Here is a 26,490-nt window from a genome sequence, read left to right on the forward strand (position 1 = left end):
AGAGGAACAGGTACATGACAATAATGAAACGGGGACTTCTATCGGCGGCCGTCGCGCTCGCCATGGCCGGAACGGCGTTTTCCGGCCCGGCGCTCGCCGCCGGCAAGCTGACGCTTTCCAGCTCGCAGGATCCAGGCAGCTGGGACCCGGTCGACACCTTCCTGGTGGCCTGGGCTGCCGTCTCCACCAACATCTTCGACGGACTGACCTACCGTGGCCCCGACATGGAGCTGGTGCCCGGTCTTGCCGAGAGCTGGGAAGAGCTGGACGAGGGCAAGCGCATTCGCTTCACGCTGCGCCAGAACGTATCCTTCCACAACGGCGAGCCCTTCAACGCCGAAGCGGTGAAATATACCTTCGACCGCCTGCTGGGCGAAGAAGGTGCCAAGGGTCCGCAGCGCTCGAACTACATCGCGATCGAGAGCGTCGAGGTCATCGACGAATACACGGTCGACATGAAGCTCACCACGCCGGATCCGGTTCTCCTGACGAAGCTCGCCGGCTACGGCGCGATGATCGTTCCGCCGAAGTACATCGAGGAAAAGGGCGAGGATTTCTTCAACCTCAACCCGGTCGGTACCGGCGCCTTCAAGTTCGTCTCCTACGAGCCGAAGGTCGGCATCAAGCTGGAAGCCAATGCTGACTACTGGGGTGGTGCACCGAAGCTCTCGGAGCTCGAGTACCGCTTCATCACCGAGCCGGCGACAGCCGTTGCCGAGCTGCAGGCCGGTCGCGTCGATATCGTCATCCCGCCAATCATTCCGATCGGCATGATCCCGGTCATCGAAGCCGACGACAACCTCGAGATCGTCAGCGTGCCCGGTCCGACCGTCGATGCGCTGCGCTTCAACACCCGCGACGGCATCACGGCCGACCCGCGTGTCCGCAAGGCGATCATCATGGCGGTCGATCGCAAGACCATCGTGGAATCGATCCTTGCCGGCCAGGGCGCCGAGATCGCGACCTTCCAGAGCGCGCTCTCCTTCGGCCATGACCCGGAACTCGCTCCGCTGCCGTATGATCCAGAAGCTGCCAAGGCACTGCTTGCAGAAGCAGGCGTTGCGGCCGGTTCGCCGCTGCAGATCGACATCCGCGGCAATGATGCCACCATGAACGAAGTCGCCCAGGTCGTGGCGAGCTTCCTGCAGATGGTCGGTCTCAACGCCACCATCCAGCCCTACGAAACGAACGTGCTGCTGAACGACATCATCCCGCAGGGCAAGACCGGCGCGATGTTCCAGCAGAAGTGGGGTGGCTGGACCTTCGACTACGACAACACGGCCTACTCGATGTACCACTCGGGCGAAAAGTGGAACCCCTACGAGACGGACGAAACGCTCGACGAAATGCTGGAGTCCCAGCGTCCGCTGACCGATCGTGCCGAGCGCGAGCGGATCCTGAAGGAGATCGGTGCCTACATCGCCGACCGGGCACTGGAGCTTCCGCTCTACAACTCGAACGCCATCTACGGCGTCTCGAAGCGGGTGCAGAACTTCGTGGCAGCTCCCGACAACCGCCTGAAGCTCACAGACGTCACCGTCGAATAATCGCAACCAGGTGCCGCCCAGCCATCGGGCGGCACCTCCCTCGACTTCAAGGAAAAGAACGTGGCCGGGTTTCTCGTCAAACGCTTGTTGCAAGCGATCTTCGTCGTCATCGCCATCACACTGCTCGTGTCCTTCGCCATCCGGCTGACGGGCGATCCTGCCGTGACCATGTTCCAGGGCGGCGGCAGCATGACGGAGGACGATCTTGCGCGCATCCGTGCCGCGCTCGGGACAGACAAGCCGTTCTTCGTTCAGTATTTCGACTTTCTCAAGGGCATCCTGACGCTCGACTTCGGCCGCAGCTTCGTCGGCGGCACGCAGGTCTCGACGCTGATCGGCAACGCCGTTCCGGCAACGCTGATGCTGGCCTTCGTCTCCATGGCGATCTCGATCGTGCTGTCGATCCCGCTCGGCATCATGGCCGCAACGTCCCGGGGCAAGGGGCTGGATCAGGCGATCCGGATCTTTTCGCTGATCGGGCTGTCCTTCCCCAATTTCTGGCTCGCCACCATGCTGGTGCTCTTGTTCTCGATTACGCTCGGTCTCCTGCCGCCGAGCGGGATGGGCGGCATCGAGAGCTACATCATGCCCGGCGCCACCATGGCCATCATCCTGACGGCGACCAACGTCCGCCTCGTGCGCACCACCATGCTCGACACGCTGCAGTCGCAGTACGTGATGGTGGCCCGTGCCAAGGGGCTCAGCGAGACGAAGGTGCTCTACAAGCATGCGCTGCGCAATTGCGCGATCCCGCTGATCACCTATTTCGGCCTGCAGTTCGGCGGTCTGCTGGGCGGCATCGTCGTCATCGAGCGCGTCTTCAACTGGCCGGGTCTGGGTACGCTTGCCTTCGACGCCGTCGCCGCCCGTGACTACCCGGTCCTGCAGGCCGTCATCACTGTCCTTTCGCTGCTGATCGTCGGCATCAACCTCCTGGTCGATATCGCCTACGGGCTCATCGATCCCCGCATCCGCACGGAGTAAGAACCATGGCCGCAAAAACGTCACGCCTGCAGCGGTTCCACAGCCTCGAGTTCATCCTCGGCGCCTTTCTCACCGTCATCATCTGCGGTGCGGTCCTCCTCTCCGACGTGCTTTTCCCGGGCGCCGAGAAGGTCAATCTGCTCTCCCGTCTGGTGCCCCCCTTCAGCGACATGGCGCATGTGTTAGGCACCGATCCGCTGGGCCGTGACGTGCTGGCGCGGGTGGTCGCCGGTGGCAAGATCTCCCTGCTGGTCGGCTTCACATCGGTCATCGGCGCCGTCATCTTCGGCGTGCTGATGGGATTGATCGCCGGCTACTACCGCGGTTTCTGGGACATGCTGGTCATGCGGTTCGCCGACCTGCAGCTGGCCATGCCCTTCATCCTCCTGGCGATCACCTTCATCGCCATCGTCGGCGGCAGCCTGACGAACACGATCATCCTGCTGATCGTCTCGCAGTGGGTTCAATATGCCCGCGTGGTGCGCGGCTCGGTGCTGACCCTGCGCGAGCGGGAATTCATCCTCTCGGCCCGTGCCATCGGCGTGCGCGACTGGCGCATCATCGTCCAGCACCTGCTGCCCAACCTCATCGGCCCGGTGATCGTGCTGATGACGCTCAACGTCGCCAACAACATCCTTCTGGAAAGCAGCCTGACGTTCCTTGGGCTCGGCGTCGATCCGACGATCCCGAGCTGGGGCGGGATGCTGGCCGATGGCCGTACCTATCTGCAGACCGCGTGGTGGGTCAGCGTCTTTCCGGGCCTTGCCATCCTGCTGACGGTGCTCGGCCTCAATCTTCTCGGCGACTGGCTGCGCGACAGTCTCGACCCGACCGGCAGAAGCTCAAGGTAATCCCATGTCCAAGATCCTCACGACCTCATTCGAGCGCACTCTCGACCAGCTGGTGGCGGGCGCGGTGGCCGGCCAGTCCTTCGAGGCCTGGACCTTCGACGACCGCAACAGCCGCAGCGCCGCGGAGCGCCGCCTGGCGGAGAAGGGCATCACCGCCCGCATCCGCAGCGCCTACAAGCCGCTCCTGTACACCTTCCTCGAAGAGGTTGACCTGCGTGGGGTCGAGGCGATCGAAATCCGATACCCGGTGCATCCCGACGCGCCGCGGAATCGGTTCCGCCTCGAGGCCTATCCGCTGGCAGCGCTCGTCGGCGATGCGAAGATCGACTTCGTGGAGCGCGAGGACGGCGAGTTTTTCTACGACGTGCGTTTGACGAAGACGACCGGTGTGAAGACGCTGAAGGTCCTGGCACCCAACCGCGTGCATGTCGATATCGTCGGTGAAACCAATGTGTCTCCGACAGGCTGGTATCGCGCCGCCGGTGATGACCAGGGCGAGCGCCTGGAGACGGATTACGAGGCGCTGTTCGCGGCGTCGATCACGGCTGTTGCCGAACAGGATTGGGGTTCGGAGGAGCCGTATTTCGAAGAGCTGAACATTCGCGTGGCGCATCCCGCCGAGGACGAGCCGTTGGCGGTCGGCGACGAGGTTGTCAGCCTGCGCGAGGCGCTCCACGAGGATTTCTACTTCTCGCTTCTCGAGTTCTTCCAGAAGAAGTCAGGGCGCCCGCTGGGCGACCGCGGACTGAAGCCCGGGCAGATCGTGCCGGAGATCGTCAAGAGCCAGGGCGAGGTCTCGGTGGCAATCGAGGTGAGGCCGCTTTCAACCTTGTTCCTCGACGGTGAAGAGCAGGATCTCGAGACCGCACGGGAGCCGCTGGCGTTCGCGCAGGTTGCCCGGCTCCTCGGTGAGGTCGACGGCGCGGCCTTTGCGGCTCATTCGCGCTCGGGGCGGCAGGTTTCCGCCCGCTATGTTGCCGGTCGCGACGTGCCGGTGATGATCAGCGGGGGGCAGCACCCGAACGAGACAACCGGTATCGTCGGTGCCTTGCGCGCGGCCGACAGGCTTCGCCAGATGCCGGAGGCGCATTTCACCATCTCTCCGCTGGAAAACCCGGACGGTTATGCCATTCACCAGCGTCTGAGGGTGGATAATCCGCGTCACATGCATCACGCCGCGCGCTACACCGCCCTTGGCGATGATCTTGAGTACCGCACGCCGGAGAACGCCGGAGCGCATCTGAACGAGAAGGAAATCCGCTTCAAGGCGCAGGAGATCAGCGGCGCGGAGCTGCATGTGAACCTGCATGGCTATCCCTCGCATGAATGGACACGGCCGCTCTCAGGCTACGTGCCGCGCGGCTTCGGGATGTGGACGCTGCCGAAGGGGTTCTTCCTCATCATGCGGCATCACGCCAGCTGGGAAGACCAGGCGGAAGCACTGCTCGACCGTGTGACGCGCCACCTCGGCGCGATCCCGGGTCTCCTGGACTACAACAATCGGCAGATCGCCCTCTACGAGATCCATGCGGGCGAGACGGGGTTCCGGATCATCAACGGTTTCCCGTGCCTGTCCTCCATCGACGACCGCCATACGGTGCCGATGACGCTGATCACCGAGTATCCGGACGAGACCATCTACGGGGATGCATTTATCGCCGGGCACACCGCGCAGATGGAAACCGTGCTTTCCGCCTATGCCGCCTGGCAGGAGATCCTTCCCGCCAGACAGGCCGCTGCAGCCTCCGTCTGACGAAGGCTGCCTTCTGGGCAGCGCATGTGGAGCGTTCTGGGTGTCCCACGTCCTACCGGGCAGATCGTCGCCCCAAAAATACCGACAACTTCCACGGATATGTGACCGCCATGCGGTCGCTGATGCGCCCGGCTGCGGCCATTCAGATGCTTTCTTGCCGATCCGGCGTAATTTTAGCGGTTTGCTTGAAAAGCAGTAAACATTTCGACGCTAGAAATGAGGGTCTGCTCAGAACCAAAACCACCAGCATGACGCGGCGGTAGAAAAAGGCGGGGCTCCGGTCTCGCGTTTGGCAGGATGATGTTCCAGTCAAACAGCTTGGCCGAGATAGGGCCGGCATCCGGGCGCCCCATGCACATCAGACTGCTCTCCAAGTTTTTCGGCCTCTTTGCTGTGGTGGTGTCGGTTGCACTTCCAGCCATGGCTCTGGACGCGCCCAAAGGCCCCGTGGTGCTGACGGTGTCGTCGCCGGTGCTCGATCATCCCAATGTCGGCGCGACGGCGCAATTCGATCTGCAGATGCTTGAGGCGCTCGCTGGGCGCTCTGCGAAGGTCAGGACGCCATGGACATCGGGAGAGGTCGAGTTTTCGGGACCGTACCTGCGAAGCGTCCTTGAGGCAGCCGGTGCCCGGGGGGCAAAGCTTCGCATCACCGCTCTGAATGACTACTACGCAGATGTGCCGATGGAAGACGTTGCTCAACTGGACACAATCCTTGCCACCCGTCTTCACGGCAAGACCATGTCGGTCCGGGAGAAAGGGCCGCTCTTCCTCATCTATCCCTTCGACCTGGATCCAAACCTCTACAACGAGAAGTATTTCTCCCGTTCCGTCTGGCAGATCGTCAAAATCGAGGTGACGGATTGAGCGAACTTTCCGACACAGACGCAATTCGGAAGGCAAGCAGGGCGACCGCTGTCCTGCAGACTTTCGCCGTCGTACTCCTCCTTGGGCTGGCGGTGGTTTTCGCGCTGATTTCCAACCGCTATTCCAGCCTTCAGGACGGCATCCGCGAAAATGCGCTGTGGTCGATCTACCAGCTGGATCGGGAGACAAGGAAGCTTCACGAGACCATGCATGATCTCACGACGCGGCGGGATTATGCCCCGGACAGCCTCCGCCCGGCCTTGCTCCGCTACGATATCCTGTATTCGCGCATGGCGATCCTCAACAATGGCGATTTCGACCGGAAGTTCGGAGGCGACAGGGATGCTGCTCCGCTGCTTTCATCGATCCAGTCGAGCATTACGGCCATCGAGCCGGTCTTCAACGAGATCGCCGCGGCAGGCAGTACATCGGAAGCGTCGTTCCAGGCCGCGAAGGTTCATGTCATTCGCCTGATGGCCAACACCGAAGACCTGCTTCTTTACGCCAACAGCGCTGTCAGCCTCGATCGCGCCGAAAACAGATCGCAGTTGCTTTCCCTGCAGGTCAAGTCGGGCCTCCTCGTGATCCTCCTCGTCGTCTGTGTCGGCGTCCTCGTCCATCTTCTCCGGCGGCAGTTGCAATCGGTCAGGGCGGCGGGGTCGAAGCTCAAGGCGATGACGGGCGACCTGGAGGTGGCGTATCGCGCTGTGGAGAGTGCCAACCAGGCAAAATCACAGTTTCTGGCGACCATGAGCCACGAGGTGCGCACGCCGCTCAACGCCATTCTGGGAACTGCCGAGCTGCTGGACCTGTCGGATATCCCGGCCGCTGCCCATCACAGCGTCGGAACCATTCGTCGGTCCGGCGAGGCGCTGCTCGAGATCATCAACGAGATCCTGGATTACGGAAAGATCGAAAACGGCATGCTGGAGATCGAGGCCCGGCCGACGGCGATCCGGTCCGTCGCCTGCTCCGCCCTCGGCATCGTTCAGGATCGGGCGCGGGAGAACCGGAACCTCCTGCAGTTCGAAATCGACGAGGACGCCGTGTTTCCGGTAATCCTCTGCGACCCGACGCGGCTGCGTCAGGTCTTGCTGAATCTGCTTAGCAATGCCTGCAAATTCACCTCCGACGGCGTCATCACGCTCAGGATCAGCCAGTTTCAGACAGATGGCGGCGACCGGATGCGGTTCGAGATTTCCGACACCGGGATCGGCATCGACGAGGACGGCATCGGAAAGCTCTTCCAGCCCTTCAGCCAGGTCGATGCTTCCATCAACCGACGGTTTGGCGGGACCGGCCTCGGGCTGACAATCTGCCGGCAGATCGTGGAGCGGCTGTCCGGCAAGATCGGCGTGTCGAGCATCCCCGGAAAAGGCAGCATCTTCTGGTTCGAGATTCCTGCCACCGCTGTCGAACCCGAGGTGGGGGCAAGCGACGTTGCAACGACAGGCCCGCGGGAGCTTCCACAGTTGAAGGTGCTCCTCGTCGAAGACAACAAGGTGAACCAGGACGTGGCGAAGGGTTTCCTCCTCCGCCTTGGCCAGCATGTCACGGTGGCAGGCGATGGCCTGGAGGCGGTCCGGGAGGTGAGCGAGGGAGACTTCGACCTGGTGCTGATGGACATGCAGATGCCTGTGGTCGACGGCCTGGAGGCAACGCGGATGATCCGGGCACTGCCGGGACTGGCACGGCTGCGCATCATCGCAATGACGGCCAATGCCTCCGATGACGATCGGCGGCTCTGTGCGGACGCCGGAATGGACGGCTTCCAGTCCAAGCCGATCACGATGGCGACGCTGCGAAAAATCGTGCTTGAGACAGACACCGTGGCGCCAAGGCCTCGGACTGTGGTCCAGGAGGAAACGGGTTTTGAGGCACGTCGCCTGGAACTCGTCGAGGCGCTCGGGGATGACGGGTTCCGGGAGCTTCTCTCTGACTTCTTCGAGGACGCGGAGAAGCTGCTCGCGCAGATCAAGACAGCGGCAAATGAAGGCGACGTGAAGCGGACGGCGCGATTGCTGCATTCGCTTCGTGGTGCCTCGGCTAACCTTGGTTTTACGGGCGTTGTCAGCTCATGCATGGCTTTGGAGGCGTCGGGCCTTGCGGCCACCGAACTGGACGGACTGGCGGCGACTTTCCACGAACAACGGCGCCGCATAGCGGCATAGGGGAAATAGTGATGCGTATCCTGCTTGTAGACGACAATAGCACCAACCTTGCGTTCCTGAAGAAACTGGTCGAAAAACTCGGCTATCAGGTTCTGGAATACAGCTCTCCCGAAGCCGTTCTCGCGGATATGCCGGATCTCGATTACGACGTGGCCGTCATCGACTACCTGATGCCGGCATATACCGGCGTCGAACTGCTGGCGGAAATCTGTCGGTTCCCGAAGTACCGCGACAAACCCACCGTCTTCGTCACCGCCGACACCGAAATGTCTGTGCGGATGTTGGCACTGGACGCGGGTGCGATCGACTTCCTGACGAAGCCGGTCGATCCCTTCGAATTCCAGGCGCGGATGCGCAACCTCGGAGCGCTTGTCGAGGCCCGCAACCAGCTTGCCGAAAAGGCGGAATGGTTGCGGAGGGAAGTCGACAAGGCACTCAAGGAACTGCGGGCGCGGGAGGAGGAGATCATCGAGCGGCTCACCATCGCTGCCAGCTACAAGGATTCCGATACGGCCAAGCACACAAGACGGGTCGGTGCCTTCTCGGAAGCCATTGCCAGCGCCTACGGTCTCGATCCGGATTACTGTCGCGATATCCGATTGGCGTCGCCGATGCACGATATCGGCAAGGTCGGGATACCGGACGCCATCCTGCTGAAGAGAGGCAAGCTGACCGAGCGGGAGTATGCCGAGATGCAGCACCATACCCTGGTCGGACGCAGTATCCTGCAGGAGTCGAACTGCAGCCTGCTGCAACTCGCCGCCGAGATTGCCGCTACCCATCATGAGCGGTGGGACGGGCAGGGCTATCCAAACCGCCTGTCGGGTATGGAGATTCCCCTGGCCGGTCGCATCGTCGCGATCGCCGATAATTTCGACGCTCTCACCACGGCACGTCCCTACAAGGAGGCCTGGAGTGTGGAGCGTACGGTCGATCATATTCGCAAGCGTGGAGGCTCGCAGTTCGACCCGGCCTGCGTGTCGGCCTTCGTCAAGGCGCTGCCGACGATCATGCGGATCATGCTCGAGAATATCGATGAGCCCCGCTGGTCTGCCGCCCCGAACGTCACGGTGCAGCACGGCGGGAAAGAACGGGCGGTCGCCTGATTTCTGCATGGCCCAAGCGTCGGCCGGACGTGTTTCTGGCTGATGAGATCGTCTGAAACGGCCGGTTGAGCGTCGTGCTGATCTTCCGCAGGTCATCTCGACAGAGATTTTTGCACACGCGTGCAATTTGTCATTTGGATGTTATGCGCGGCCTCTAAAGCGGACCCGTTGATGATCGTTTCAACGCTTCTGCGGCATCTCGCGCACTGCTCGGCGAGCAGCAGAAGAGTCCATTTTCTCTTCGGAGGTTCAACCATGACCGTTGCTTCATTCATGAAATCCGCAACGCTGGCAGCGGCGCTGCTTGCGTCAACTGCGGTTCTTGCGTCCGCCAAGGATGTCACCATTAAAGTGTGGGCTGGCGGTACCGGCCCCACCAACGACTACCGCATCGAAGCCATCAAGATGGCGGCCGATATCCTGGAGCGCGAGGCGGTGATCCGCGGCGAGGAGCTCAACGTCACCGTGGAAGGTCAGACCTGGACCACCTGGGACGACTTCAAGCAGGCGGTGACGCTCGCGGCTGAATCCAATACCGCGCCCAACATCATCGTTTCCGGCCACGAGGACATCGGCACCTGGTCGCAGTCCGGTCTTCTGCGCCCGGTCGAGGACTACGTCGATTTCGACGCCTGGCCGCTCAACCAGCTCTATCCCAACCTGATCGACGTCGCGTCCTTCGACGGCCGGGTCTGGGGCATCCCGCAGGACGCCGAGTCGCGTCCCTTCTTCTTCTCCCGCAGCCACATGAAGGCGATCGGTTATACGGACGCCGACATCGAGGCGCTGCCGGGCAAGGTCGAGAGCGGCGAGTACACGCTTTATTCGATGCTGGATGATGCCAAGAAGATGCAGGATGCCGGCGTGGTCGAACCGGGCAAGGGCTTCATGCCGCGTCCGTCGAACGGCACCGACTACTGGCAGTTCTATCAGAGCTTCGGCGGCGAGATGACCGACCGCGAATCCGGCAAGCTGGTTCTCGACCGGCAGGCGCTGACGGACATGTATCAGTTCTTCGTCGACGCGGTGGAGAAGGGCGTGGTTCCGGCGACCTACCTCGGCACCACCTGGGACAGCTGGCATGACGCGGTTGCCCACGACAAGGCCGGCATCTGGCATGGCGGCACCTGGCACAAGGCCGAGTGGGAAACCAAGTGGGGCCTCAAGGACTTCTTCGGCCAGATGCAGTACAGCCTCATCCCGGCCGGCAACGAGAAGGGTCGTGCCAACACGATTACCCATCCGCTGGTCTACCTCCTGTCCACGACAGGCACGGATGATGACGCGACGATCGCCGCCGAACTGATCACCATCGCTTCGGAGCCGCGCATCAACGCTCTGCATGCGGTGAAGTCGGGCCACCTCGCGATCGGCACGGCCGAAGCGGAGATTCCGCTCTATGCCAATGATCGCTGGACGACGGTTGCAACGGAAGCCCTGCTTCCGCACGCGACCTCGCTCCCGAACGATCCGGACTTCGGTGTCGTCTGGAAGGCCATGTACAAGGGGCTCGAAGCCTCGTGGACCAAGACCTCCCCGGTTGCCGATGCCGTCAGCGGCGTGGAGAGCGAGATCAAGGCGACGCTGGGCGACAAGGTCGTCATCCGCTGAAGCCGATTGCCGGGCGGAGCTGATGTTCCGCCCGGCGCACCATTCCCTTAAATTTGAGAGATACCGATGCGTACGCGATCCTACATGGTCGGGCTCGCCTTCATGAGCCCTGCGCTCGTCGTGCTGATAGGGTTCTTCTTTCTCCCTGTGGTGCTGACGGGGGTATTCGCCTTCACCAATATGAGCACGTCGACAGGTATCAGCGGCGGTTCCTATGTGGTGACGGGAAACCTTCTGACGGCGCTGAAGGAAAACGGCGTTCCGGTCGAGATCGCCGACGCGCTTTCCAAGGCGAGCTTCGTCGTCGATCCGGAGGGGATTGCAAAGGCCAGGGATGCCGGCACCGATCCTGCGTTTCTCGCAGAGATCGAGCAGCAGTTCGGCGGCAGAACGTTTACGGACGAGCGTCTGTTCGAGCGTGAGCTGAAGACCCTGCAGCACCGGCCGCGCTCCATCCGCGACCTGAAGCTTGCCGTCGACCAGTTCGAGCTTTCCATCCTCAATAGCCGCTTCACCAGCGAATCCGCAGCGCGCCAGGCGATCGCCACGTTCCTGCCTTCGGCGCCTGCCGATACGGTCGATCAGATCGTCGAGGCGAGCTATACCGGCTGGACGTGGACGACGGCCAATTTCAAGCAGCTGTTTTCCACCAGCGACACGTGGCGGATTGTCCTCAATACCGTCTTCTACGTGGCGGTCACGCTATCCTTCACGGTTTTTGTCGGCCTGTTCCTCGCCGTGACAACCTTCTACCTGCCTGCGGGAGCCGCAAGCGCCTTCAGCATGCTCTGGCTCCTGCCGCGGATCACACCGATCGTCCTCTATGCCGTCATGTGGAAGTGGTTCACCTGGGAGGGCGGTTTCCTCTACACCGCCGCGGATGCTCTCGGTCTGCCGGCCTTCAACTACATGAAGGGCTCGGTACCCACCGCCTGGACCATCGTCATCATGGTCAACGGCTTCATCGGTGCCGCATTTGCGATGATCCTGTTTTCCAGCGCGCTAAAGGCCATCCCGGTCCAGCAGCTCTGGGCAAGCGAGGTCGATGGGGCGAGCCGCTGGCAGCAGATCCGCTACATCATCCTGCCGCACCTGCGCTGGCCGATCCTCTTCGTGACCAGCTATCAGACGCTGTCGCTGCTGTCCTCCTACCAGGAGATCTGGCTGACCACGAACGGCGGTCCCGGTCGCACGACGACCGTCTGGGCACTGGAATCCTTCAATACGGCGCTGAACAGCTACACCGGCAACCTCCAGTATGGCCTCGGTGCCGCCATGGCGCTCATCCTGGTTATCGTCGGCGTGTCGCTGTCGATCATCTACCTCAGGCTGTTCCGGTTCGACGAGCTTCTCGGCCGGCCGAAAATCGAATTCTGAGGGAAGCACATGACACGCAATTATTCCAACTGGCCGATCATCCTGGTGTTGCTCCTGATCAGCGCGCCGATCATCGTGATGTATGCCTTCCTGCTGATCGACACGGTCACCACTTCGCCGCCCGGCTCGGCCATCCCGAATGGCTTCACGCTGTCGCACTGGCGCTTCCTGATCGATCCGACCGCGACCGGTGACGTCTGGGGTCCGACGCTGACGACGATCCTGTTCACGGCAAGCATCGTCCTGATCGTGCTCGGGGTTTCCTCCACCGCCGGCTACGCGCTGTCGCGGCTCAACATGCCGTTCCGGCGGTTCTTCCTTGGCGGGATTCTCGTCATGCACGCGTTCCCGCTGGTGACGCTGATCATCGGTGTCTTCCTCGTGCTGCAGTTCGTCGGCCTCTACAACACGCTGACCGGCGTCGTACTGGTCAAGGCCGGGCTGATGCTGCCCTTCGGCATCTGGATCATGAAGGGCTTCTACGACACCGTTCCGTGGGAGATCGAAATGGCGGGCGTGCAGGATGGCGCAAGCCGCTTCACGGTCTGGCGCCGGCTGATCCTGCCGCAGGTCAGACCCGGCCTCTTCGCGCTGGCACTGTTTGCGGCCATCGATGCCTGGGGCGAATACATGCTGCCGCGCATCCTGGCGCCGTCCGCCGATTTCGAGGTTCTGTCGATCTACCTGAACACGGTCTCGGACCCGGATTCCACCACCTACAACTTCAACCTCTTCAAGTCGGTCGGGCTGTTCTACACGCTGCCCATCCTGGCGCTCTACGCCATCTTCCGGGACCGACTGATGAACATTTTCGGCGGAGGCACGAAAGGCTGATGCAAATCGTCCTGAAAGATTTTACCAAGACCTTTGACGGCAATACCGTCATCGACCGCATGAACCTGACGGTTGAGGACGGCGAAATGCTCGCCCTCCTCGGTCCCTCGGGGTGCGGCAAGTCGACGACCCTCTTTGCCGTCTGCGGCATCCACCGGGTCAACGGCGGGCAGATCCTGTTCGGCGACCGCGACGTCAGCAATCTGCCCAGCCAGCAGCGCAATGTCGGCGTCGTGTTCCAGAACTACGCGCTCTATCCGCACATGAGCGTCTTCGAGAACATCGCCTTCCCGTTGACCGTCCGCAAGGACAGCAAGGCAGATGTCGATCGTGCCGTTCGGGACATTGCCGAGCTGACGCACATCTCCGAGCTCCTGGAGCGGCGCCCCGGCCAGCTGTCCGGCGGACAGCAGCAACGAGTGGCGCTGGCGCGGGCCCTGGTGCGCAAGCCCGACGTGCTGCTGCTCGACGAGCCGCTCGCCAATCTGGACGCCAAGCTGCGGCTGGAGATGCGCTCGGAAATCCGCCGCATTCAGCTGGAGACCGGGATCACCGCCATCCTGGTGACGCACGATCAGGTGGAAGCCATGTCGATGTGCGACCGGATCGCCATCATGAAAGGTGGCAAGATCATCCAGATCGACACGCCGAAGGACATGTACAGCAATCCGCGCACCTCCTTTGTCGCCGGGTTCCTGGGCAATCCGCCGATCTCCTTTCTCAAGGGGCGTGCGGAGGCGGGGGGCTTCGTTCTCGACGATGGCAGCCTGAGGCTTCCGCTTCCTGTCGCTTCCCAAATCCCTGACGGAACCGACCTGACGGTCGGCATCAGACCGGAGCACTTCGGGCGCGCCGGCGATGTGCCGATTTCGGGCAAGGTGATATTTGCCGAGACGCAGGGGCGTGAGAACCTCTATGATGTTGCCTTGCCGGACGGCTCTGTGCTGCGCTCGGTGCAACCGGCGCAGGATGACGTGAGAGCGGGGGACAGCGTGAGCTGGAAACTGGAGAGCACCGCGGCGCTGGTCTTTGCCGAGGATGGCCGGAGACTTTAGCATGAACGATCTCTCGGATTTCCTCGCACGCTTTGCCTGGCCCTCCATCGCCTCGGGCCGGCCTTTCTGCATCGGGCATCGCGGGGCAAGCGGCCATAGCGTCGAGAACACGCTGTCTTCGTTTCGCCTCGCTGCCGAACTCGGTGCGGAGATGTGGGAACTGGACACCCAGATGACGGCGGATGGGGTCGTCGTCGTCTCCCATGACGACCATCTTCAGCGTGTCTTCCAGAAGGATCTGCATATTTCGCAGATGTCGTTTGCCGACCTGCGGAGAGAGGTTCCGGATGTGCCGAGCTTCGAGGACGTAGCGGCCCTGGCACGCGAGACCGGCTGCGGCCTCTACGTCGAATTGAAGCGGGCTGGCAGCGGTCCGATCTGCTGGCAGCACCTGAAGGATAAGGAGCAGCGCTTTGCCTGCTTCGGCTCCTTCGACGTGGCGCAGGTGCGCGAACTGCGGGACCTGGGGTGCGACTACCCGCTCTCCGTGCTGGTCCGTGTCGGGGCTGATCCGCACGCGCTGGGCGACGAGGCGAACCCCGATATCCTGCACCTCTGCTGGGAGCGGGCAAGCGAGACGCCGCAGGAGTTCGTCACCGAGGCGCTTCTGGAAAGAGCCTTCGCCGATGGCAGGCAGATCGTGCTGTGGCACGAGGAGAGGCCGGAGGTCTTGAGCGACATCATGGCGCTTCCGGTTCTCGGCATCTGTACCGACCTGCCGGATCTGATGCGCTCGAAGCCGGGCAACGGCAATGGCAACGGCCAGGCGCGCGAGCTTCGCCGGGTAACGTCCTTCGACGTCGCAAAGGCGGCCGGCGTGTCGCGCGCCGCGGTGTCGCGCGCCTTTACACCGGACGCCAGCGTTTCTAACAAGACGCGGGAGAAGGTCTATCAGGCTGCAAAGGAGCTGGGCTACCGGGTCAACTATCTGGCCCGCAGCCTCACCAACAAGCGTTCCGACCTTGTCGGACTGGTTGCGGCCGGGCTCGACAACCCCTTCCGGACCTTGCAGCTCGAACAACTGGCCCACACGCTGATTGCACGCAATTTCCGGCCGATCCTGCTGCCGACGTCCAAGGAGGCCGACAGCGCGACTGTCATCGGTCAATTGCTGCACTACGCCGTCTCCGGCGTGATCGTCACCTCCGACGCGCCTCCCTCCCATATCTTTGAGGAATGCGCCGCCGAGGGCGTGCCGATCGTCCTCATCAACAAGGGAGAGGACTTTCCTTTCGTTGACCGGGTCGTTTCCGACGATCGTATGGCGGGCTATACGGCCGCCGATGTTCTTCTGAAATCTGGAGCGAAAAAGCTCGCCGTGGTCTCCGGGACCGCCGTGTCCTATTCCTCACGCCGGCGGGCGGAAGCTTTTCTGGCACGCTGTTCGACACTCGGCGTCGAGGCGCAGCTGGTGCCGGTCGCGATCAACGATTACCTCCATGGACAACAAGCGGCGGGAGAGCTGCTCGATCTCGGCATCGACGGCGTCTTCTCCGTGAACGACTACATGGCCTGCGGTGTGCTGGACGGTCTCGCTGCGAAAGGCCGCAACGACGGGTCCATCAAGATCGTCGGGCACGACGACATTCCCCAGGCAAGCTGGAGCGCCTATCAACTGACCACCTTCCTGCAGCCCTGCGACGTGCAGGCAAGCCAGGCCGTCGACCTGCTGACCAGCCGCATGTCCGAACCGGATGCCGTGGCGCGGGTGGAGTTCACCCCCATCACCCTGATCACGAGAAGAAGTGCATAGATGACATCATTCGATATCGCCTCGCTCAAGGCCCGCGCCGAGGCAGCCATTTCCGTTGCCCGCGATGTTGGTCGCGCGGCTGCCGCTTTCAGGGCCGAGGCCCTGCCGGAGACGCTTGCTGTGGAGAGCAAGGGAACTCAGGATTTCGTCACCGTGGCCGACAAGCGGGCCGAAGGCGCCATCCGCACTGCGCTGCTCGATGCCTTTTCGGAGGACGCCTTCATGGGCGAGGAGGGGGGCGGAGTTGCCGGTGAAGGCGGGACCTGGGTGGTCGATCCCATCGACGGAACCACCAACTACATCCGCGGCTTCCGCCACTGGGGCGTCTCAATCGCATTCGTCGCAGCGGGCGAGATCCTGGTCGGGGTGATCTACGACGCGGCGCAGGACAAGGTATTCCACGCCATTCGCGGTGAAGGTGCGTTCAAGGATGGCACTGCCATCAGGGCATCCACCACCAGCGACCCCGGGCACGCCATTGCCATCCTCGGCCACTCCCGCCGTACGGACTTCGAGGACTATCTCGCCGTCTCCCGGAGGCTCTACGATCGCGGCATCGACTATCGACGCATGGGAGCGGCCGCAATCGGGCTTGTCCGGGTTGCGGAAGGTATCTCAGATCTCTACTACGAGCGGCAGCTGTCGGCCTGGGACATGCTGGCCGGCATCCTGATTGCCCGCGAGGCCGGTGTCGAGGTGTCTGCGCCCATGCTTGCGGAGATGATCGCCCGCGGCGGCCCGGTCGTTGCCTGCACGCCGGGTCTGAGTGCCGAGCTTGCTTTCCTGGTCGAAGCGGCCGGCCTGTCGCAGGCCGCCCCTGCAGCCTAGCCTTTGGCGTTCGTTCTGTCGGCCCAGGCCTGTTCGGTGGCCAGGGGCTCATCCGTGGTGATCTGGTCGGGCCTGAGCGCCATCAGAGACCGGAATTCCTGCCATTCGCCTTCGCTGAAGCCTTGGGCAGGATCACGCAGGTTGTAGGTCCAGGCGTCGACGATCTTGCCGTGGTCATGGCAGATCCCGATCATGTCCAGCCCCTGCCTGGCGGCGTCCAGCAGAAGCGGCCATGCCAGATAGATGGTCTCGGGCTCCGTCGGTCCGGTGATGTCTGCGATCAGGGCCTTCTCTACGGCGCTCAGGCCCTCGCCGTGCAGCAGATCCACCAGCTGGTCGGTGGGGTCGATCCCGCGCCGCAGGTCGGGCACGCGTTTCTTGATGGCGAGAATCAGATCCAGATCGGAAGCGCTGACGATCACGTGCTGACCCAGGTGGCGGAAATGGTCCGTGAGATGGTCTAGTCCCCGTTCGCCGATCGAGGCGAGGTCGTCCTTCATGTCGAACTGCATGAGCGCATGCGGATGCGCGGTGGGGAGCATGTCGGCCAGATCTTCGCTCAGCGTCAGAGCCTCGCCACCAACCTTCATCTGCAGTTTCCGAAGGTCGGCAGCCGAGGCGTCGCGCACCGGGCCGTGACCCGTCGTCTCTCCCTCCAGAACGTCGTCATGGAGAACCACGAAGCCGCCGTCGGCGCGGACCTTCAGGTCGAGTTCCATGGAGGCACCGAGGCGGAAGCCATCCTTCATGACGGCCGCCGAGAACAAGGGATCGTCGAGCCGGCGGCGAAGACGGTGCCATTTCAGGCGGGTGGCGTGACCGGCGTGGGATATGGAGAGACCTTGATAGTCGCTCATCGGACGCGGCGCCGGAGTGGGCAGTGGGGTAGCTGGCGCGCTTGGCATGAACGAATCTCCTGATGCTGTTGGTCCGTTCCTCCTAGGCACCAAGAATGTCAGTTGTGTAAAAAACCAGAAGCCAGTGCTGCGTATCCGGGCAGCAAGGCCAGTGGGTTCATGTCCCGCAGAGGGTGAGCCAGGCGACCCCGCCGAAGGAGAAGGGGATGGCGATGGCCGCGGCAAGCCAGACGTAGCCGCCAACCTCGCGCACGAATTGCGCGGTGTCGTCGGCCGGCTGCCGTTCTGCCCGGCGCTTTCTGGCCCGGAGGAACGGACCAATACCCGCGGCGATCGAGAGCAGAAGCAGTCCGATCAGCACCGACCGCAGAACGGGATGTTCGCCGAGTGCCGAAACATTGTCGCCGGCAAGATGGCAGCCGGTCGCCTGCACGCCGTAGAACAGCAGGAAAAGGGCACTCCAGAACAGAAATCCGGCGATGATGTAGATGATCGGGTGAATGGTCATGGAGAAACCTCGCTGGTGAGGCTGGCGAGGACGAAGGGGAAGCCCGCGGCGGCGAGCCCCACCATGGCGGCAAAACCGTGCCAGAGCATGCCGATGCGCAGATCCAGATTGCGCCTTGGCGAGACGAAGCCGCTGCGCACCCGCCAGATCCCGTAGCCGGCAAACACGGCTCCAAGCCCGCTGTGCATTGCGGCGTAGATGAAGACGACGAAGATGCTGGCGACGGCCGCATGGCTGCGCGGCGACGGCAGCGCCGTCAACGCCAGCCACAGGAAGACGGTGGTGGCGATCAGATGGCCGACAGTCGTCAGCGAGAGCCAGGCGACTGCGCCTTTGCCGCCCCCGGCGGAAGCCTGGCGACCGGACCACGCAGCCAGCACCAGCGAGACAGCGGCGATTGCAGGTCCCAGCAGCCCGATCTGCCCGATGTCCTGGGGCGGCCAGTTCGGGGCGGAGATCCAGAGGAAGAGGCTCCCGAACAGAAGCGAGATATAGGCGGTCGCATCGGCGACGAGCGCAAAGACCATGGCCCACCAGGATGGCGGCCGGTCCGCCTCGATGTGCGGCGGCAATTCCTGTCCGTTGCCGATCGGAAGGTTTCCGAGGTCATCCTTTTCGGCGGTGTCCCTGCTCCACAGGAGAAACATGAAGACCACGGAGGCAAGGGCAAGGGGAGCGACCCAGTAGAACTTGAAGAGCAGCGACAGGAAGAAGAAGCCGGTGCCGATCGCAGTCCAGAGCGGCATGAAGGTCTGTCGCGGCAGGCGAACCACGTGCTCGGGCTTACCGGTCACGATGTCGACGGCCAGAAGCTCCATGCGCCCGTCGCGCGGAAAGCCGAGCAGCCCCTTGCCGGCGGCAAGCTGCGGTCCGAGCACATCGGGATCGAGCATATCCGCACGCCGATCGATGACCGGGAGGGAGGCGAAGTTGTAGGAAGGGGAGGGCGTCGGCATTGCCCATTCCAGAGTGCCGGCGCGCCAGGGATTGCGCCGGAAGGGACGGCCGAACCGGAAGAGAAGGATGAAATCGAGCGCCACCAGTGCAAAGCCCATCGTCATCACGAAACTGCCGAGGGACGAAAAGAAGTTCAGCATCTCCCAGCCCGATTCCGGCGGGTATTCGAACACGCGCCGCGGCATGCCCCGCAGGCCTGTCAGGTGCATCATGAAGAAGGTGATGTTGAAGCCGAGGAAGATCATCCAGAAGGCGGCCTGCGACAGATGCTGCACGGGCTGTCGACCGGTGATGTGCGGCAACCAGTAATAGGCGGCCGCCAGCATGGGAAACACGAAGCCGCCGACCAGGACGTAATGCAGGTGCGCGACCACGAAGTGCGTGTCGTGGGCCTGCCAGTCGAACGGCACCATGGCCAGCATCACGCCCGTCAGCCCGCCGATCACGAACACGAAGAAGAAGCCGATGATGTGCAGCATTGGAATGGAGAAGCGCGGTCGCCCGTGGCTGATGGTCGCCAGCCAGGCGAAGATCTGGATGGCGGTCGGGATCGCCACCAGGGCGCTGGCGGCGGAAAAGAACGAGAGCGCGACGTGCGGTATTCCCACCGCGTACATGTGGTGGACCCAGAGTCCAAAGGACAGGAAGGCCGTCGAGACCAGTGCGGCGATGATGATACGGTAGCCCGCCAGCGGCGTTCCGGCAAAGACGGGCAGGATGGTCGATATCGCGCCGGCGGCAGGCAGGAAGATGATGTAAACCTCCGGGTGGCCGAACAGCCAGAAGAGGTGTTGCCACAAGAGCGGGTCGCCGCCGCGGTTCGGGTCGAAGAACGGCAGGCCGAAGGCCCGTTCGGTCTCGAGAAGGATCGACCCGAGGATGAGCGGCGGGAAGCCGACCAGCATCATCGTTGCCACGATCAGCATGTACCAGGCAAAGATCGGCATCCTGTCGAGCGACATGCCGGACGCCCGCAGCTTCAGGATCGTCACCATGATCTCGATGGCCGCCGAAAGAGCAGAGATCTCGACGAAGGTGATCCCCAGCAGCCAGACGTCGGAGTTGATGCCCGGCGAATAGATGTCCGAGGAGAGCGGCGTGTACATGAACCAGCCGCTGTTGGGTGCAACGCCGCCGATCAACGCCATGATCAAGATGCTGCCGCCGAAGAGGTAGCACCAGAAGCCGTATGCGGTCAGCCGCGGAAAGGCGAGGTCCCGGGTGCCGAGAAGCTTCGGGAGGAGGTAGATCGTCAATCCCTCGAAGAACGGTATCGCAAACAGGAACATCATCACCGAGCCATGCATGGTGAAGACCTGCGCGTATTGCTCCGCATCCATGAATGCGCTTTGCGACGAGGCAAGCTGCGTGCGGATCAGCATGGCAAGCAATCCGCCGATGGCAAAGAAGACAAGCGCCGTCAGCATGAACCGCTTGCCGACCACGTTGTGGTTGACGGTTGCCAGGCGGCCCCAGCCGGATTTCGTGCCCCAGATCCGGTCCAGTGCATGATGAAGGGCAATCGGCGAAGTGGGTTTCTCGTGGTGATCTGTCATGGGGCTTTCTCGATGCCGAGGGCGGCGGCGTAATCCTCTTCCGCGTGGGCGTGAACCTCGAAGTTCATGCCGGCATGGCCGGTGCCGCAATATTCCGCGCATTGGCCGCCGTAGCGGCCCGGTCGATCTGCGCGCAGCCGCAGATAGGTGACGTGACCCGGGACGGCATCGATCTTGCCCGCCAGGCGCGGGATCCAGAAGCTGTGGATGACGTCCGTGCTGGTGACCGCAACCTCGACAGTTCTTCCGGCGGGGATGTGCAGGACGCCGGATGTGGTGGGGTTTTCGGCTGTATCCGGGTAGCGGAATTGCCACTGCCACCGTGTTCCCAGCGCCTCGACGCGGACGAGCTCCTCGGCTTCTGTGCCGCCACCCCTCAGCAGGTATTCGCCTTGCCAGAAGGCGTAGAATGTCAGGGCAAAAAGGATCGGGATCGGCAGCGCGAGGCCGCCGGCCAGGATCCACGACCGCTGCGAAATCCGTCTGCCGAAGTGCGGGAACATGATGGCGACGAAAAGCAGCCCCATGACCAGCAGGAAAAGCAAGACCGAGGCCGCCAGCATCACCCACCACAGGCGGGCGATCGAGGCAGCGGATGGACCGGCCGGATCGAGTGCCGACAGGTCTCCGGTGCAGCCGGCGAGGAGGGTGGCGCCAAGGCCAAACAGCAACCTTGGGAACCACTGGCGGCATTGCCGGATTATCCCGCGAAAGGGAGTACGGTCATGGCCGACGTCGAAGATAGAAAAAATCCGGTAGTCTCCGAGGTTATGGAAAAGGATGTGACCTCCGCGGTTGCCGTGGCCGGGCATCCGCTGCATGCGATGACAGTTCATTTTCCCATTGCGCTTGTCTTCGTCACCCTGGCGATCGACGTCATCTACTGGTGGTCTGGCGATGCGTTCTGGCTGCGGGCCGGCCTGTGGTCCTCGGGCGGCGCCTTCTTCATGGGCGCCGCAGCGGGTGCGGTCGGGACCATCGAGCTGCTTTCGGTTGCCGGTATCCGCGAGCGTGTCGCCAGCTGGGCGCATGCCATCGCGGCCATCATGCTGATCGCTCTCGCCGGGTTGAACTGGGGCCTGCGCGTGACGGAATCGGCCGAAGTCCTGCCTCACGGATTGCTGGTTTCCATGATGGCGGCAGTGGTGACGGGAATGGCCGGTTGGCATGGCGGCAAGCTCATCTTCGATCATGGCATTGGCCTCATGGTATCGCCCAAGGACTGATGGACTGCACGAGGTCTCGAAGTCCGCCGGGCTTGAACAGGTCCTCGATGATCGACGCATGGATCGTCGGCTTGGCGAGCACGACGAACAGGATGGCAAGAACCACACCGCAGGTCAGGACGGTCGTCATCACGAAACGCCAGACGGGATAGATCTCGCCTTCGCGAAACAGGCGAATGATGACCAGTCCCGTCAGGACGTGCAGGACGGCGAGCAGGGCGACAAAGAAGAGCTTGAGCGAAAACCAGCCGGCAAAGGTCTGCTGACCGAAGATCAGCATGATCCCGCTTGCGACCGCGATGAAGGCAGCCGGAGAGATGACGGCAACATAGGCGAAGCGAACGATCATCTGCAGGCGGTAGAGCGAGTCCTTGTCCTCGACATAGGCACGCTGCACGTAAAGACCCGGCAGGCTGACGAGACCTCCCGCCCAGATTGCGATCGCTGCAATGTGCAGAAACTTCAGGCTGAGGATCATGAAGACCCTCGCTTCAGCCCATCGGTAGCCGATCCGACTCCCCAGTTCATATCGTGACCTATCCTTGGCATGACCGTTCACGACCGCACTTAGGGCGGGAGGAGGAGGCTTCTAGTGACGACGGTGGAAGAAAGCGGCAGGACGGCGCTAACCCCTTGCCTTTGGAAACGCTCCCCTCCCGCCTGAAACACATCTTAACGAAGCGTTATCATCGGCGATGGATCATTTTTCCATCACAATCGTTCTCTCCAACTGAAAAGACGCATGGCGCCATGAGGCGATGTGCGGCAGCATTTTCAGAAGGAGATAACAATGAAGAAGATCCTCGCGCTTACCGTATCCGCAGCAGCCGTCGCATTCGCATCGGCCCCGGCCGCATTCGCCGCTGACGCCGTCCGCTACCAGGAGGCTGCACCGGTCTATCAGGACTCGGGCGCGCGCAATGGCGTGAAGCTCGGCTACCTGGCCTGCGACATTGGCGGCGGCGTCGGCTATGTTCTGGGCTCTGCCAAGGAAGTGAGCTGCGTGTTCACCTCGACCGACGGCGATCGCAGCGACGCCTATGTCGGCAGCCTGCGCAAGATGGGTATCGACCTTGGCTTTACGACGCGCGGCAAGATGGTGTGGGCAGTCTTTGCTCCGACGGCTGGATATCACGCCGGTTCGCTCGGTGGCCTCTACCAGGGCGCCACGGCCGAGGCGACTGTTGGTGCCGGCATCGGTGCGAACATCCTGATCGGTGGTACATCCGGTTCGATCCATCTGCAGACGGTCAGCGTCCAGGGACAGCTGGGCCTGAACATCGCGGCAACCGGCACCTCCATGACGCTGACGCCCGCCAGCTGATCTGGCGAATGGCCCTCTTCACGGAGGGCCGTTCGCTTCCGCGGGCAGCCGTGCTCTCGGAAGCTTGTCTGTCACATATGCGCTGTTGGGTTGAACCTCCGGTCGATCCGGGGTATTCGGCCCCCTTCCTGACGAGCAAGCTCCGAGGCTAGGCGTGACCAGCAGTATCCAGACCCCCTACTACCTGATCGACAAGTCGAAGCTGCTTCGCAACATGGAGACAATCGCCACCTTGCGCGAACTCTCCGGCGCGAAGGCGCTGCTGGCGCTGAAATGCTTCGCCACCTGGGGCGTCTTCGACTTCATGCGCGACTACATGGACGGCACCACCTCGTCCTCGCTCAACGAAGTGCGTCTCGGCCACGAGCGGTTCGGCAAGGAAACCCATGCCTATTCCGTCGCCTACGCCGACTACGAGATCGACGAGGTGATCAGCCACGCCGACAAGATCATCTTCAACTCCATCGGACAGCTGACGCGGTTTGCCGACAGGGCTTCCGGCATCACCCGCGGCCTGCGGCTGAACCCCGGCGTTTCGTCCTCCAGCTTCGATCTCGCCGATCCCGCCCGGCCTTTCTCCCGCCTGGGTGAATGGGATCTTGCGAAGGTCGAGCCGGTCATGGATCTCGTGTCCGGCTTCATGATCCACAACAACTGCGAGAACGGCGATTTCGAGTTGTTCGACCGCATGCTCAGTCAGATCGAGGAAAAGTTCGGACCGCTGCTTCGCAGAGCCGAATGGGTGAGCCTCGGTGGCGGCATCCATTTCACCGGCGACGACTATCCGCTGGAGAAATTCGCCGAACGTCTGAAGCGCTTTGCCGGCGAGTATCAGGTGCAGGTCTATCTGGAGCCCGGCGAAGCCTCGATCACCAAGTCGACGACGCTGGAAGTCTCGGTGCTCGACACGCTCTACAACGGGAAAAATCTCGCCATCGTCGACTCTTCGGTCGAAGCACATATGCTCGACCTGCTGATCTACCGCGAAAGCGCCAAGTTGCTGCCGAGCGATGGACCGCATCGGTTCATGATCTGCGGCAAGTCCTGCCTCGCCGGCGATATCTTCGGCGAGTTCAATTTCGACCAGGAACTGAAGGTCGGCGACCGGATCTCGATCCAGGACGCGGCCGGTTACACGATGGTCAAGAAAAACTGGTTTAACGGCGTGCAAATGCCGTCAATCGCCATTCGCGAACTGGATGGCAGCATCAGGACGGTCCGTGAGTTCGACTACGCGGACTACGAGCAAAGCCTCTCCTGAGGCTTCTGACGATTGGACACAAGGAGCAAGTCCCTATCATGAAGAAGAACGTCCTCATCATCGGCGCCGGCGGCGTCGCGCAGGTGGTGGCGCACAAGTGCGCACAGAACAACGACGTGCTGGGCGATATTCACATCGCATCGCGCACAAAGAGCAAGTGCGACGCGATCATCGCCTCTGTTCACGAGAAAAAGGCGATGAAGCAGTCCGGCGTGCTGGAAGGCCATGCGCTTGACGCGCTGGACATCGAGGCCACCAAGGCCCTCATCCAGAAGACCGGCTGCCAGATCGTCATCAACGTCGGCACCGCCTTCCTCAACATGTCGGTGCTGCGCGCCTGCATGGACACCGGAGTCGCCTACATCGACACCGCAATCCACGAGGAGCCGAACAAGATCTGCGAAACCCCGCCGTGGTACGGAAATTACGAGTGGAAGCGGGCGGCCGAATGCGAGGAGAAGGGCATCACCGCCATCCTCGGCGCCGGCTTCGACCCGGGCGTTGTCAACGCCTATGCGCGTCTTGCCAAGGACGAGTACCTGGACAAGGTGACCGACGTCGACATCGTCGACATCAATGCCGGCAGCCACGGCAAGTATTTCGCCACGAACTTCGACCCGGAAATCAACTTCCGCGAGTTCACCGGCGTCGTTTACTCCTGGCAGGGCGGCGAATGGCAGGTCAACAAGATGTTCGAGATCGGCAAGGACTACGACCTGCCGGTCGTCGGCACGCGCCGCGCCTATCTCTGCGGCCATGACGAAGTGCATTCGCTGGCCAAGAACATGGACGGTGCCGATGTGCGCTTCTGGATGGGCTTTGGCGATCACTACATCAACGTCTTCACCGTCCTGAAATCGATCGGCCTCCTGTCCGAGCAGCCGGTCAAGCTGGCCGACGGTTCCGAAGTCGTGCCGCTCAAGGTCGTCAAGGCCTGCCTGCCCGATCCGTCGTCGCTGGCGCCGGAATACGAAGGCAAGACCTGCATCGGCGACTTCGTGAAGGGAATCAAGGACGGCAAGGAACGGACGGTGTTCATCTACAACGTCGCCGACCACAAGGAGGCCTTCAACGAGGTTGGCTCGCAGGGCATCTCCTACACCGCCGGCGTTCCGCCGGTCGCAGCGGCCATGCTGGTGGCCACGGGTGAGTGGGACGTGAAGAAGATGGCGAACGTCGAGGAGCTGGCGCCGAAGCCCTTCCTCAACATTCTGAACCACATCGGCCTGCCGACCTGGATCCGGGATGAAGAGGGCGAGCGTCCTCTTACGTTCTCCTGATCCATCGGAATGATCTGACCCAAGTGCCGCGGCGTTTGCTGCGGCACTTTTGTTTTTACTTGATGCCCAGCCACTCGTTGAGTTCGGCTTCCGCCCGCTCCAGCGCGCTGTAGTTGATCAGCTTGCGCAGGAAGGCCACCGAAACCGCCCGGCTGCGCAGGTTGTAGCGGCCCTCGTCGCCATCGTCCCCCAACCTCTGATAGACGTCGAGCTTTTCGTAGAGCTGCTGCAGGCGGTTCTGGACGCTGCGCAGCGAGAGGTTCTGCCGCCGTGCAATCATCCGGTCGGTCAGTCCCAGCGCGATGTCGATGAGGATCTCGTATTCGACATCGGTGAAGCCATGGCTGTTGCCGAGGCTCTTCTGCTGCATGCCGCGAACCTCGCGGTCGACGACGCATTGCGATTCCATGAAGATGCCGCGCAGGGCAAGCTTGAGCCGGTCGTCGGAGGCGGACTTCAGGACATAGCCGTAGGCGGCCCCCTCCGGGACGATGCGCGAGACGCCCCGCACATAGGCTTCGTCTGCATAGTTCGACCAGAACAGGATGCGGGTGTCGGGCCGCTCCTTCCAGATCGTCCGCGCCGCTTCGATGCCGTTGCGCTCCGACATCTGGAGATCCATGACGATGTGGGCAGCGCGATGCTGACGCGCCAGCCCCTCGCCGATCCTGCCGTTCTCAGCCTCCAGCACGGTGTCGCATTCCGGCAGGGCCGCTCGAACCGCGTCGTGCAGATAGGACCGGTGGAGAGGATCGTCTTCGATGATGAGGACTTCCATGGTGGC

The 26,490-nt window shown here is 62.5% G+C and carries 23 protein-coding genes and 1 pseudogene; 18 read left to right on the forward strand and 6 right to left on the reverse strand.

What is annotated here, in order from left to right; genetic code table 11:
- Nucleotides 1-14: 14 nt before the first annotated feature.
- The 14 genes and pseudogenes from EO99_RS0106445 (at nt 15) to EO99_RS0106510 (ending at nt 16,737) form a co-directional block, all read left to right on the forward strand.
- Entirely contained in the window at nt 15-1,547 is a 1,533-nt protein-coding gene (locus tag EO99_RS0106445; protein WP_029617823.1) for an ABC transporter substrate-binding protein, read from the forward strand.
- A gap of 60 nt (nt 1,548-1,607) precedes the next feature.
- On the forward strand, nt 1,608-2,531 hold the full coding sequence (locus EO99_RS0106450) for an ABC transporter permease (RefSeq protein WP_029617824.1): 924 nt from the start codon (nt 1,608-1,610) through the stop codon (nt 2,529-2,531).
- 5 nt (nt 2,532-2,536) lie between these two features.
- Nucleotides 2,537-3,382, forward strand: coding sequence for an ABC transporter permease (locus tag EO99_RS0106455; RefSeq protein WP_029617825.1), 846 nt, complete (start codon nt 2,537-2,539; stop codon nt 3,380-3,382).
- Nucleotides 3,383-3,386: 4 nt separating this feature from the next.
- Nucleotides 3,387-5,135: a M14 family metallopeptidase gene (locus tag EO99_RS0106460; RefSeq protein ID WP_029617826.1), complete on the forward strand. Its 1,749-nt coding sequence runs from the start codon at nt 3,387-3,389 to the stop codon at nt 5,133-5,135.
- 351 nt (nt 5,136-5,486) lie between these two features.
- Nucleotides 5,487-6,002, forward strand: coding sequence for a molybdopterin-dependent oxidoreductase (locus EO99_RS0106465; protein WP_029617827.1), 516 nt, complete (start codon nt 5,487-5,489; stop codon nt 6,000-6,002).
- Entirely contained in the window at nt 5,999-8,173 is a 2,175-nt protein-coding gene (locus EO99_RS0106470) for an ATP-binding protein (RefSeq protein ID WP_051679725.1), read from the forward strand. Before EO99_RS0106465 ends, EO99_RS0106470 begins: the two co-directional genes overlap by 4 nt.
- An 11-nt stretch (nt 8,174-8,184) precedes the next feature.
- The gene (locus EO99_RS0106475) at nt 8,185-9,279 is read left to right on the forward strand and encodes an HD domain-containing phosphohydrolase (RefSeq protein ID WP_037111195.1); all 1,095 of its coding nucleotides are present in this window, start codon (nt 8,185-8,187) and stop codon (nt 9,277-9,279) included.
- 255 nt (nt 9,280-9,534) lie between these two features.
- Nucleotides 9,535-10,890: an ABC transporter substrate-binding protein gene (locus EO99_RS0106480; RefSeq protein WP_029617830.1), complete on the forward strand. Its 1,356-nt coding sequence runs from the start codon at nt 9,535-9,537 to the stop codon at nt 10,888-10,890.
- Nucleotides 10,891-10,956: 66 nt separating this feature from the next.
- Nucleotides 10,957-12,267: a carbohydrate ABC transporter permease gene (locus EO99_RS0106485; protein ID WP_051679726.1), complete on the forward strand. Its 1,311-nt coding sequence runs from the start codon at nt 10,957-10,959 to the stop codon at nt 12,265-12,267.
- 9 nt (nt 12,268-12,276) lie between these two features.
- The gene (locus EO99_RS0106490; protein ID WP_029617832.1) at nt 12,277-13,101 is read left to right on the forward strand and encodes a carbohydrate ABC transporter permease; all 825 of its coding nucleotides are present in this window, start codon (nt 12,277-12,279) and stop codon (nt 13,099-13,101) included.
- Entirely contained in the window at nt 13,101-14,156 is a 1,056-nt protein-coding gene (locus tag EO99_RS0106495; RefSeq protein ID WP_029617833.1) for an ABC transporter ATP-binding protein, read from the forward strand. The genes EO99_RS0106490 and EO99_RS0106495 overlap by 1 nt, the downstream gene beginning before the upstream one ends.
- A gap of 1 nt (nt 14,157) precedes the next feature.
- Nucleotides 14,158-14,868, forward strand: a pseudogene (locus EO99_RS28070) (glycerophosphodiester phosphodiesterase); the annotation flags it as partial.
- 15 nt (nt 14,869-14,883) lie between these two features.
- Nucleotides 14,884-15,909 (forward strand): LacI family DNA-binding transcriptional regulator, encoded by a 1,026-nt coding sequence (locus tag EO99_RS0106505; RefSeq protein ID WP_051679746.1) that lies wholly within the window; start codon nt 14,884-14,886, stop codon nt 15,907-15,909.
- Nucleotides 15,910-16,737: an inositol monophosphatase family protein gene (locus EO99_RS0106510; RefSeq protein WP_029617834.1), complete on the forward strand. Its 828-nt coding sequence runs from the start codon at nt 15,910-15,912 to the stop codon at nt 16,735-16,737.
- Here the strand turns inward: EO99_RS0106510 and EO99_RS0106515 are convergent.
- From EO99_RS0106515 to coxB, 4 genes are all read right to left on the reverse strand, one after another.
- On the reverse strand, nt 16,734-17,594 hold the full coding sequence (locus EO99_RS0106515; protein ID WP_029617835.1) for a glycerophosphodiester phosphodiesterase: 861 nt from the start codon (nt 17,592-17,594) through the stop codon (nt 16,734-16,736). The two genes, EO99_RS0106510 and EO99_RS0106515, sit on opposite strands and share 4 nt — an antisense overlap.
- 157 nt (nt 17,595-17,751) lie before the next feature.
- On the reverse strand, nt 17,752-18,102 hold the full coding sequence (locus tag EO99_RS26235) for a hypothetical protein (protein WP_051679727.1): 351 nt from the start codon (nt 18,100-18,102) through the stop codon (nt 17,752-17,754).
- Nucleotides 18,099-20,615: a cytochrome c oxidase subunit I gene (gene ctaD, locus EO99_RS0106530; protein WP_029617837.1), complete on the reverse strand. Its 2,517-nt coding sequence runs from the start codon at nt 20,613-20,615 to the stop codon at nt 18,099-18,101. The genes EO99_RS26235 and ctaD overlap by 4 nt, the downstream gene beginning before the upstream one ends.
- Nucleotides 20,612-21,286, reverse strand: coding sequence for a cytochrome c oxidase subunit II (gene coxB, locus EO99_RS0106535; RefSeq protein WP_029617838.1), 675 nt, complete (start codon nt 21,284-21,286; stop codon nt 20,612-20,614). The genes ctaD and coxB overlap by 4 nt, the downstream gene beginning before the upstream one ends.
- A gap of 54 nt (nt 21,287-21,340) precedes the next feature.
- Between coxB and EO99_RS0106540 the strand changes: the two genes are divergently transcribed.
- Nucleotides 21,341-21,841, forward strand: coding sequence for a DUF2231 domain-containing protein (locus EO99_RS0106540; RefSeq protein ID WP_029617839.1), 501 nt, complete (start codon nt 21,341-21,343; stop codon nt 21,839-21,841).
- On the opposite strand, the gene EO99_RS0106545 is transcribed toward EO99_RS0106540, so the two are convergent.
- Nucleotides 21,819-22,319, reverse strand: a complete 501-nt coding sequence (locus EO99_RS0106545; RefSeq protein ID WP_029617840.1) for a CopD family protein — start codon at nt 22,317-22,319, stop codon at nt 21,819-21,821. The genes EO99_RS0106540 and EO99_RS0106545 overlap by 23 nt on opposite strands.
- Before the next feature lie 312 nt (nt 22,320-22,631).
- Here EO99_RS0106545 and EO99_RS0106550 point away from each other — a divergent pair, with 312 nt between their 5' ends.
- The 3 genes from EO99_RS0106550 (at nt 22,632) to EO99_RS0106560 (ending at nt 25,706) form a co-directional block, all read left to right on the forward strand.
- A complete protein-coding gene (locus EO99_RS0106550; RefSeq protein WP_029617841.1) occupies nt 22,632-23,165 on the forward strand; it encodes a DUF992 domain-containing protein in 534 nt (177 codons plus the stop codon).
- 214 nt (nt 23,166-23,379) lie between these two features.
- A complete protein-coding gene (locus EO99_RS0106555) occupies nt 23,380-24,426 on the forward strand; it encodes a carboxynorspermidine decarboxylase (protein WP_051679747.1) in 1,047 nt (348 codons plus the stop codon).
- Nucleotides 24,427-24,464: 38 nt separating this feature from the next.
- A complete protein-coding gene (locus EO99_RS0106560) occupies nt 24,465-25,706 on the forward strand; it encodes a saccharopine dehydrogenase family protein (RefSeq protein ID WP_029617843.1) in 1,242 nt (413 codons plus the stop codon).
- A 55-nt stretch (nt 25,707-25,761) separates the two neighbouring features.
- Here the strand turns inward: EO99_RS0106560 and EO99_RS0106565 are convergent, their stop codons facing one another.
- Nucleotides 25,762-26,484, reverse strand: a complete 723-nt coding sequence (locus EO99_RS0106565; RefSeq protein ID WP_029617844.1) for a response regulator transcription factor — start codon at nt 26,482-26,484, stop codon at nt 25,762-25,764.
- Nucleotides 26,485-26,490 lie beyond the last annotated feature (6 nt).

The organism is Pseudorhizobium marinum, from assembly GCF_000705355.1.
Taxonomy (GTDB): domain Bacteria; phylum Pseudomonadota; class Alphaproteobacteria; order Rhizobiales; family Rhizobiaceae; genus Neorhizobium; species Neorhizobium pelagicum.

Excerpts from the sequence above, each read along its gene's own strand:
- EO99_RS0106445 (WP_029617823.1), top strand. The coding sequence starts at position 15 with ATGACAATAATGAAACGGGGACTTCTATCGGCGGCCGTCGCGCTCGCC.
- EO99_RS0106455 (WP_029617825.1), top strand. The coding sequence starts at position 2,537 with ATGGCCGCAAAAACGTCACGCCTGCAGCGGTTCCACAGCCTCGAGTTC.
- EO99_RS0106460 (WP_029617826.1), top strand. The coding sequence starts at position 3,387 with ATGTCCAAGATCCTCACGACCTCATTCGAGCGCACTCTCGACCAGCTG.
- EO99_RS0106465 (WP_029617827.1), top strand. The coding sequence starts at position 5,487 with ATGCACATCAGACTGCTCTCCAAGTTTTTCGGCCTCTTTGCTGTGGTG.
- EO99_RS0106475 (WP_037111195.1), top strand. The coding sequence starts at position 8,185 with ATGCGTATCCTGCTTGTAGACGACAATAGCACCAACCTTGCGTTCCTG.
- EO99_RS0106480 (WP_029617830.1), top strand. The coding sequence starts at position 9,535 with ATGACCGTTGCTTCATTCATGAAATCCGCAACGCTGGCAGCGGCGCTG.
- EO99_RS0106485 (WP_051679726.1), top strand. The coding sequence starts at position 10,957 with ATGCGTACGCGATCCTACATGGTCGGGCTCGCCTTCATGAGCCCTGCG.
- EO99_RS0106490 (WP_029617832.1), top strand. The coding sequence starts at position 12,277 with ATGACACGCAATTATTCCAACTGGCCGATCATCCTGGTGTTGCTCCTG.
- EO99_RS0106495 (WP_029617833.1), top strand. The coding sequence starts at position 13,101 with ATGCAAATCGTCCTGAAAGATTTTACCAAGACCTTTGACGGCAATACC.
- EO99_RS0106505 (WP_051679746.1), top strand. The coding sequence starts at position 14,884 with ATGCGCTCGAAGCCGGGCAACGGCAATGGCAACGGCCAGGCGCGCGAG.
- EO99_RS0106510 (WP_029617834.1), top strand. The coding sequence starts at position 15,910 with ATGACATCATTCGATATCGCCTCGCTCAAGGCCCGCGCCGAGGCAGCC.
- EO99_RS0106515 (WP_029617835.1), bottom strand. The coding sequence starts at position 17,594 with ATGAGCGACTATCAAGGTCTCTCCATATCCCACGCCGGTCACGCCACC.
- EO99_RS26235 (WP_051679727.1), bottom strand. The coding sequence starts at position 18,102 with ATGACCATTCACCCGATCATCTACATCATCGCCGGATTTCTGTTCTGG.
- ctaD (WP_029617837.1), bottom strand. The coding sequence starts at position 20,615 with ATGACAGATCACCACGAGAAACCCACTTCGCCGATTGCCCTTCATCAT.
- EO99_RS0106540 (WP_029617839.1), top strand. The coding sequence starts at position 21,341 with ATGGCCGACGTCGAAGATAGAAAAAATCCGGTAGTCTCCGAGGTTATG.
- EO99_RS0106545 (WP_029617840.1), bottom strand. The coding sequence starts at position 22,319 with ATGATCCTCAGCCTGAAGTTTCTGCACATTGCAGCGATCGCAATCTGG.
- EO99_RS0106550 (WP_029617841.1), top strand. The coding sequence starts at position 22,632 with ATGAAGAAGATCCTCGCGCTTACCGTATCCGCAGCAGCCGTCGCATTC.
- EO99_RS0106555 (WP_051679747.1), top strand. The coding sequence starts at position 23,380 with ATGGAGACAATCGCCACCTTGCGCGAACTCTCCGGCGCGAAGGCGCTG.
- EO99_RS0106560 (WP_029617843.1), top strand. The coding sequence starts at position 24,465 with ATGAAGAAGAACGTCCTCATCATCGGCGCCGGCGGCGTCGCGCAGGTG.
- EO99_RS0106565 (WP_029617844.1), bottom strand. The coding sequence starts at position 26,484 with ATGGAAGTCCTCATCATCGAAGACGATCCTCTCCACCGGTCCTATCTG.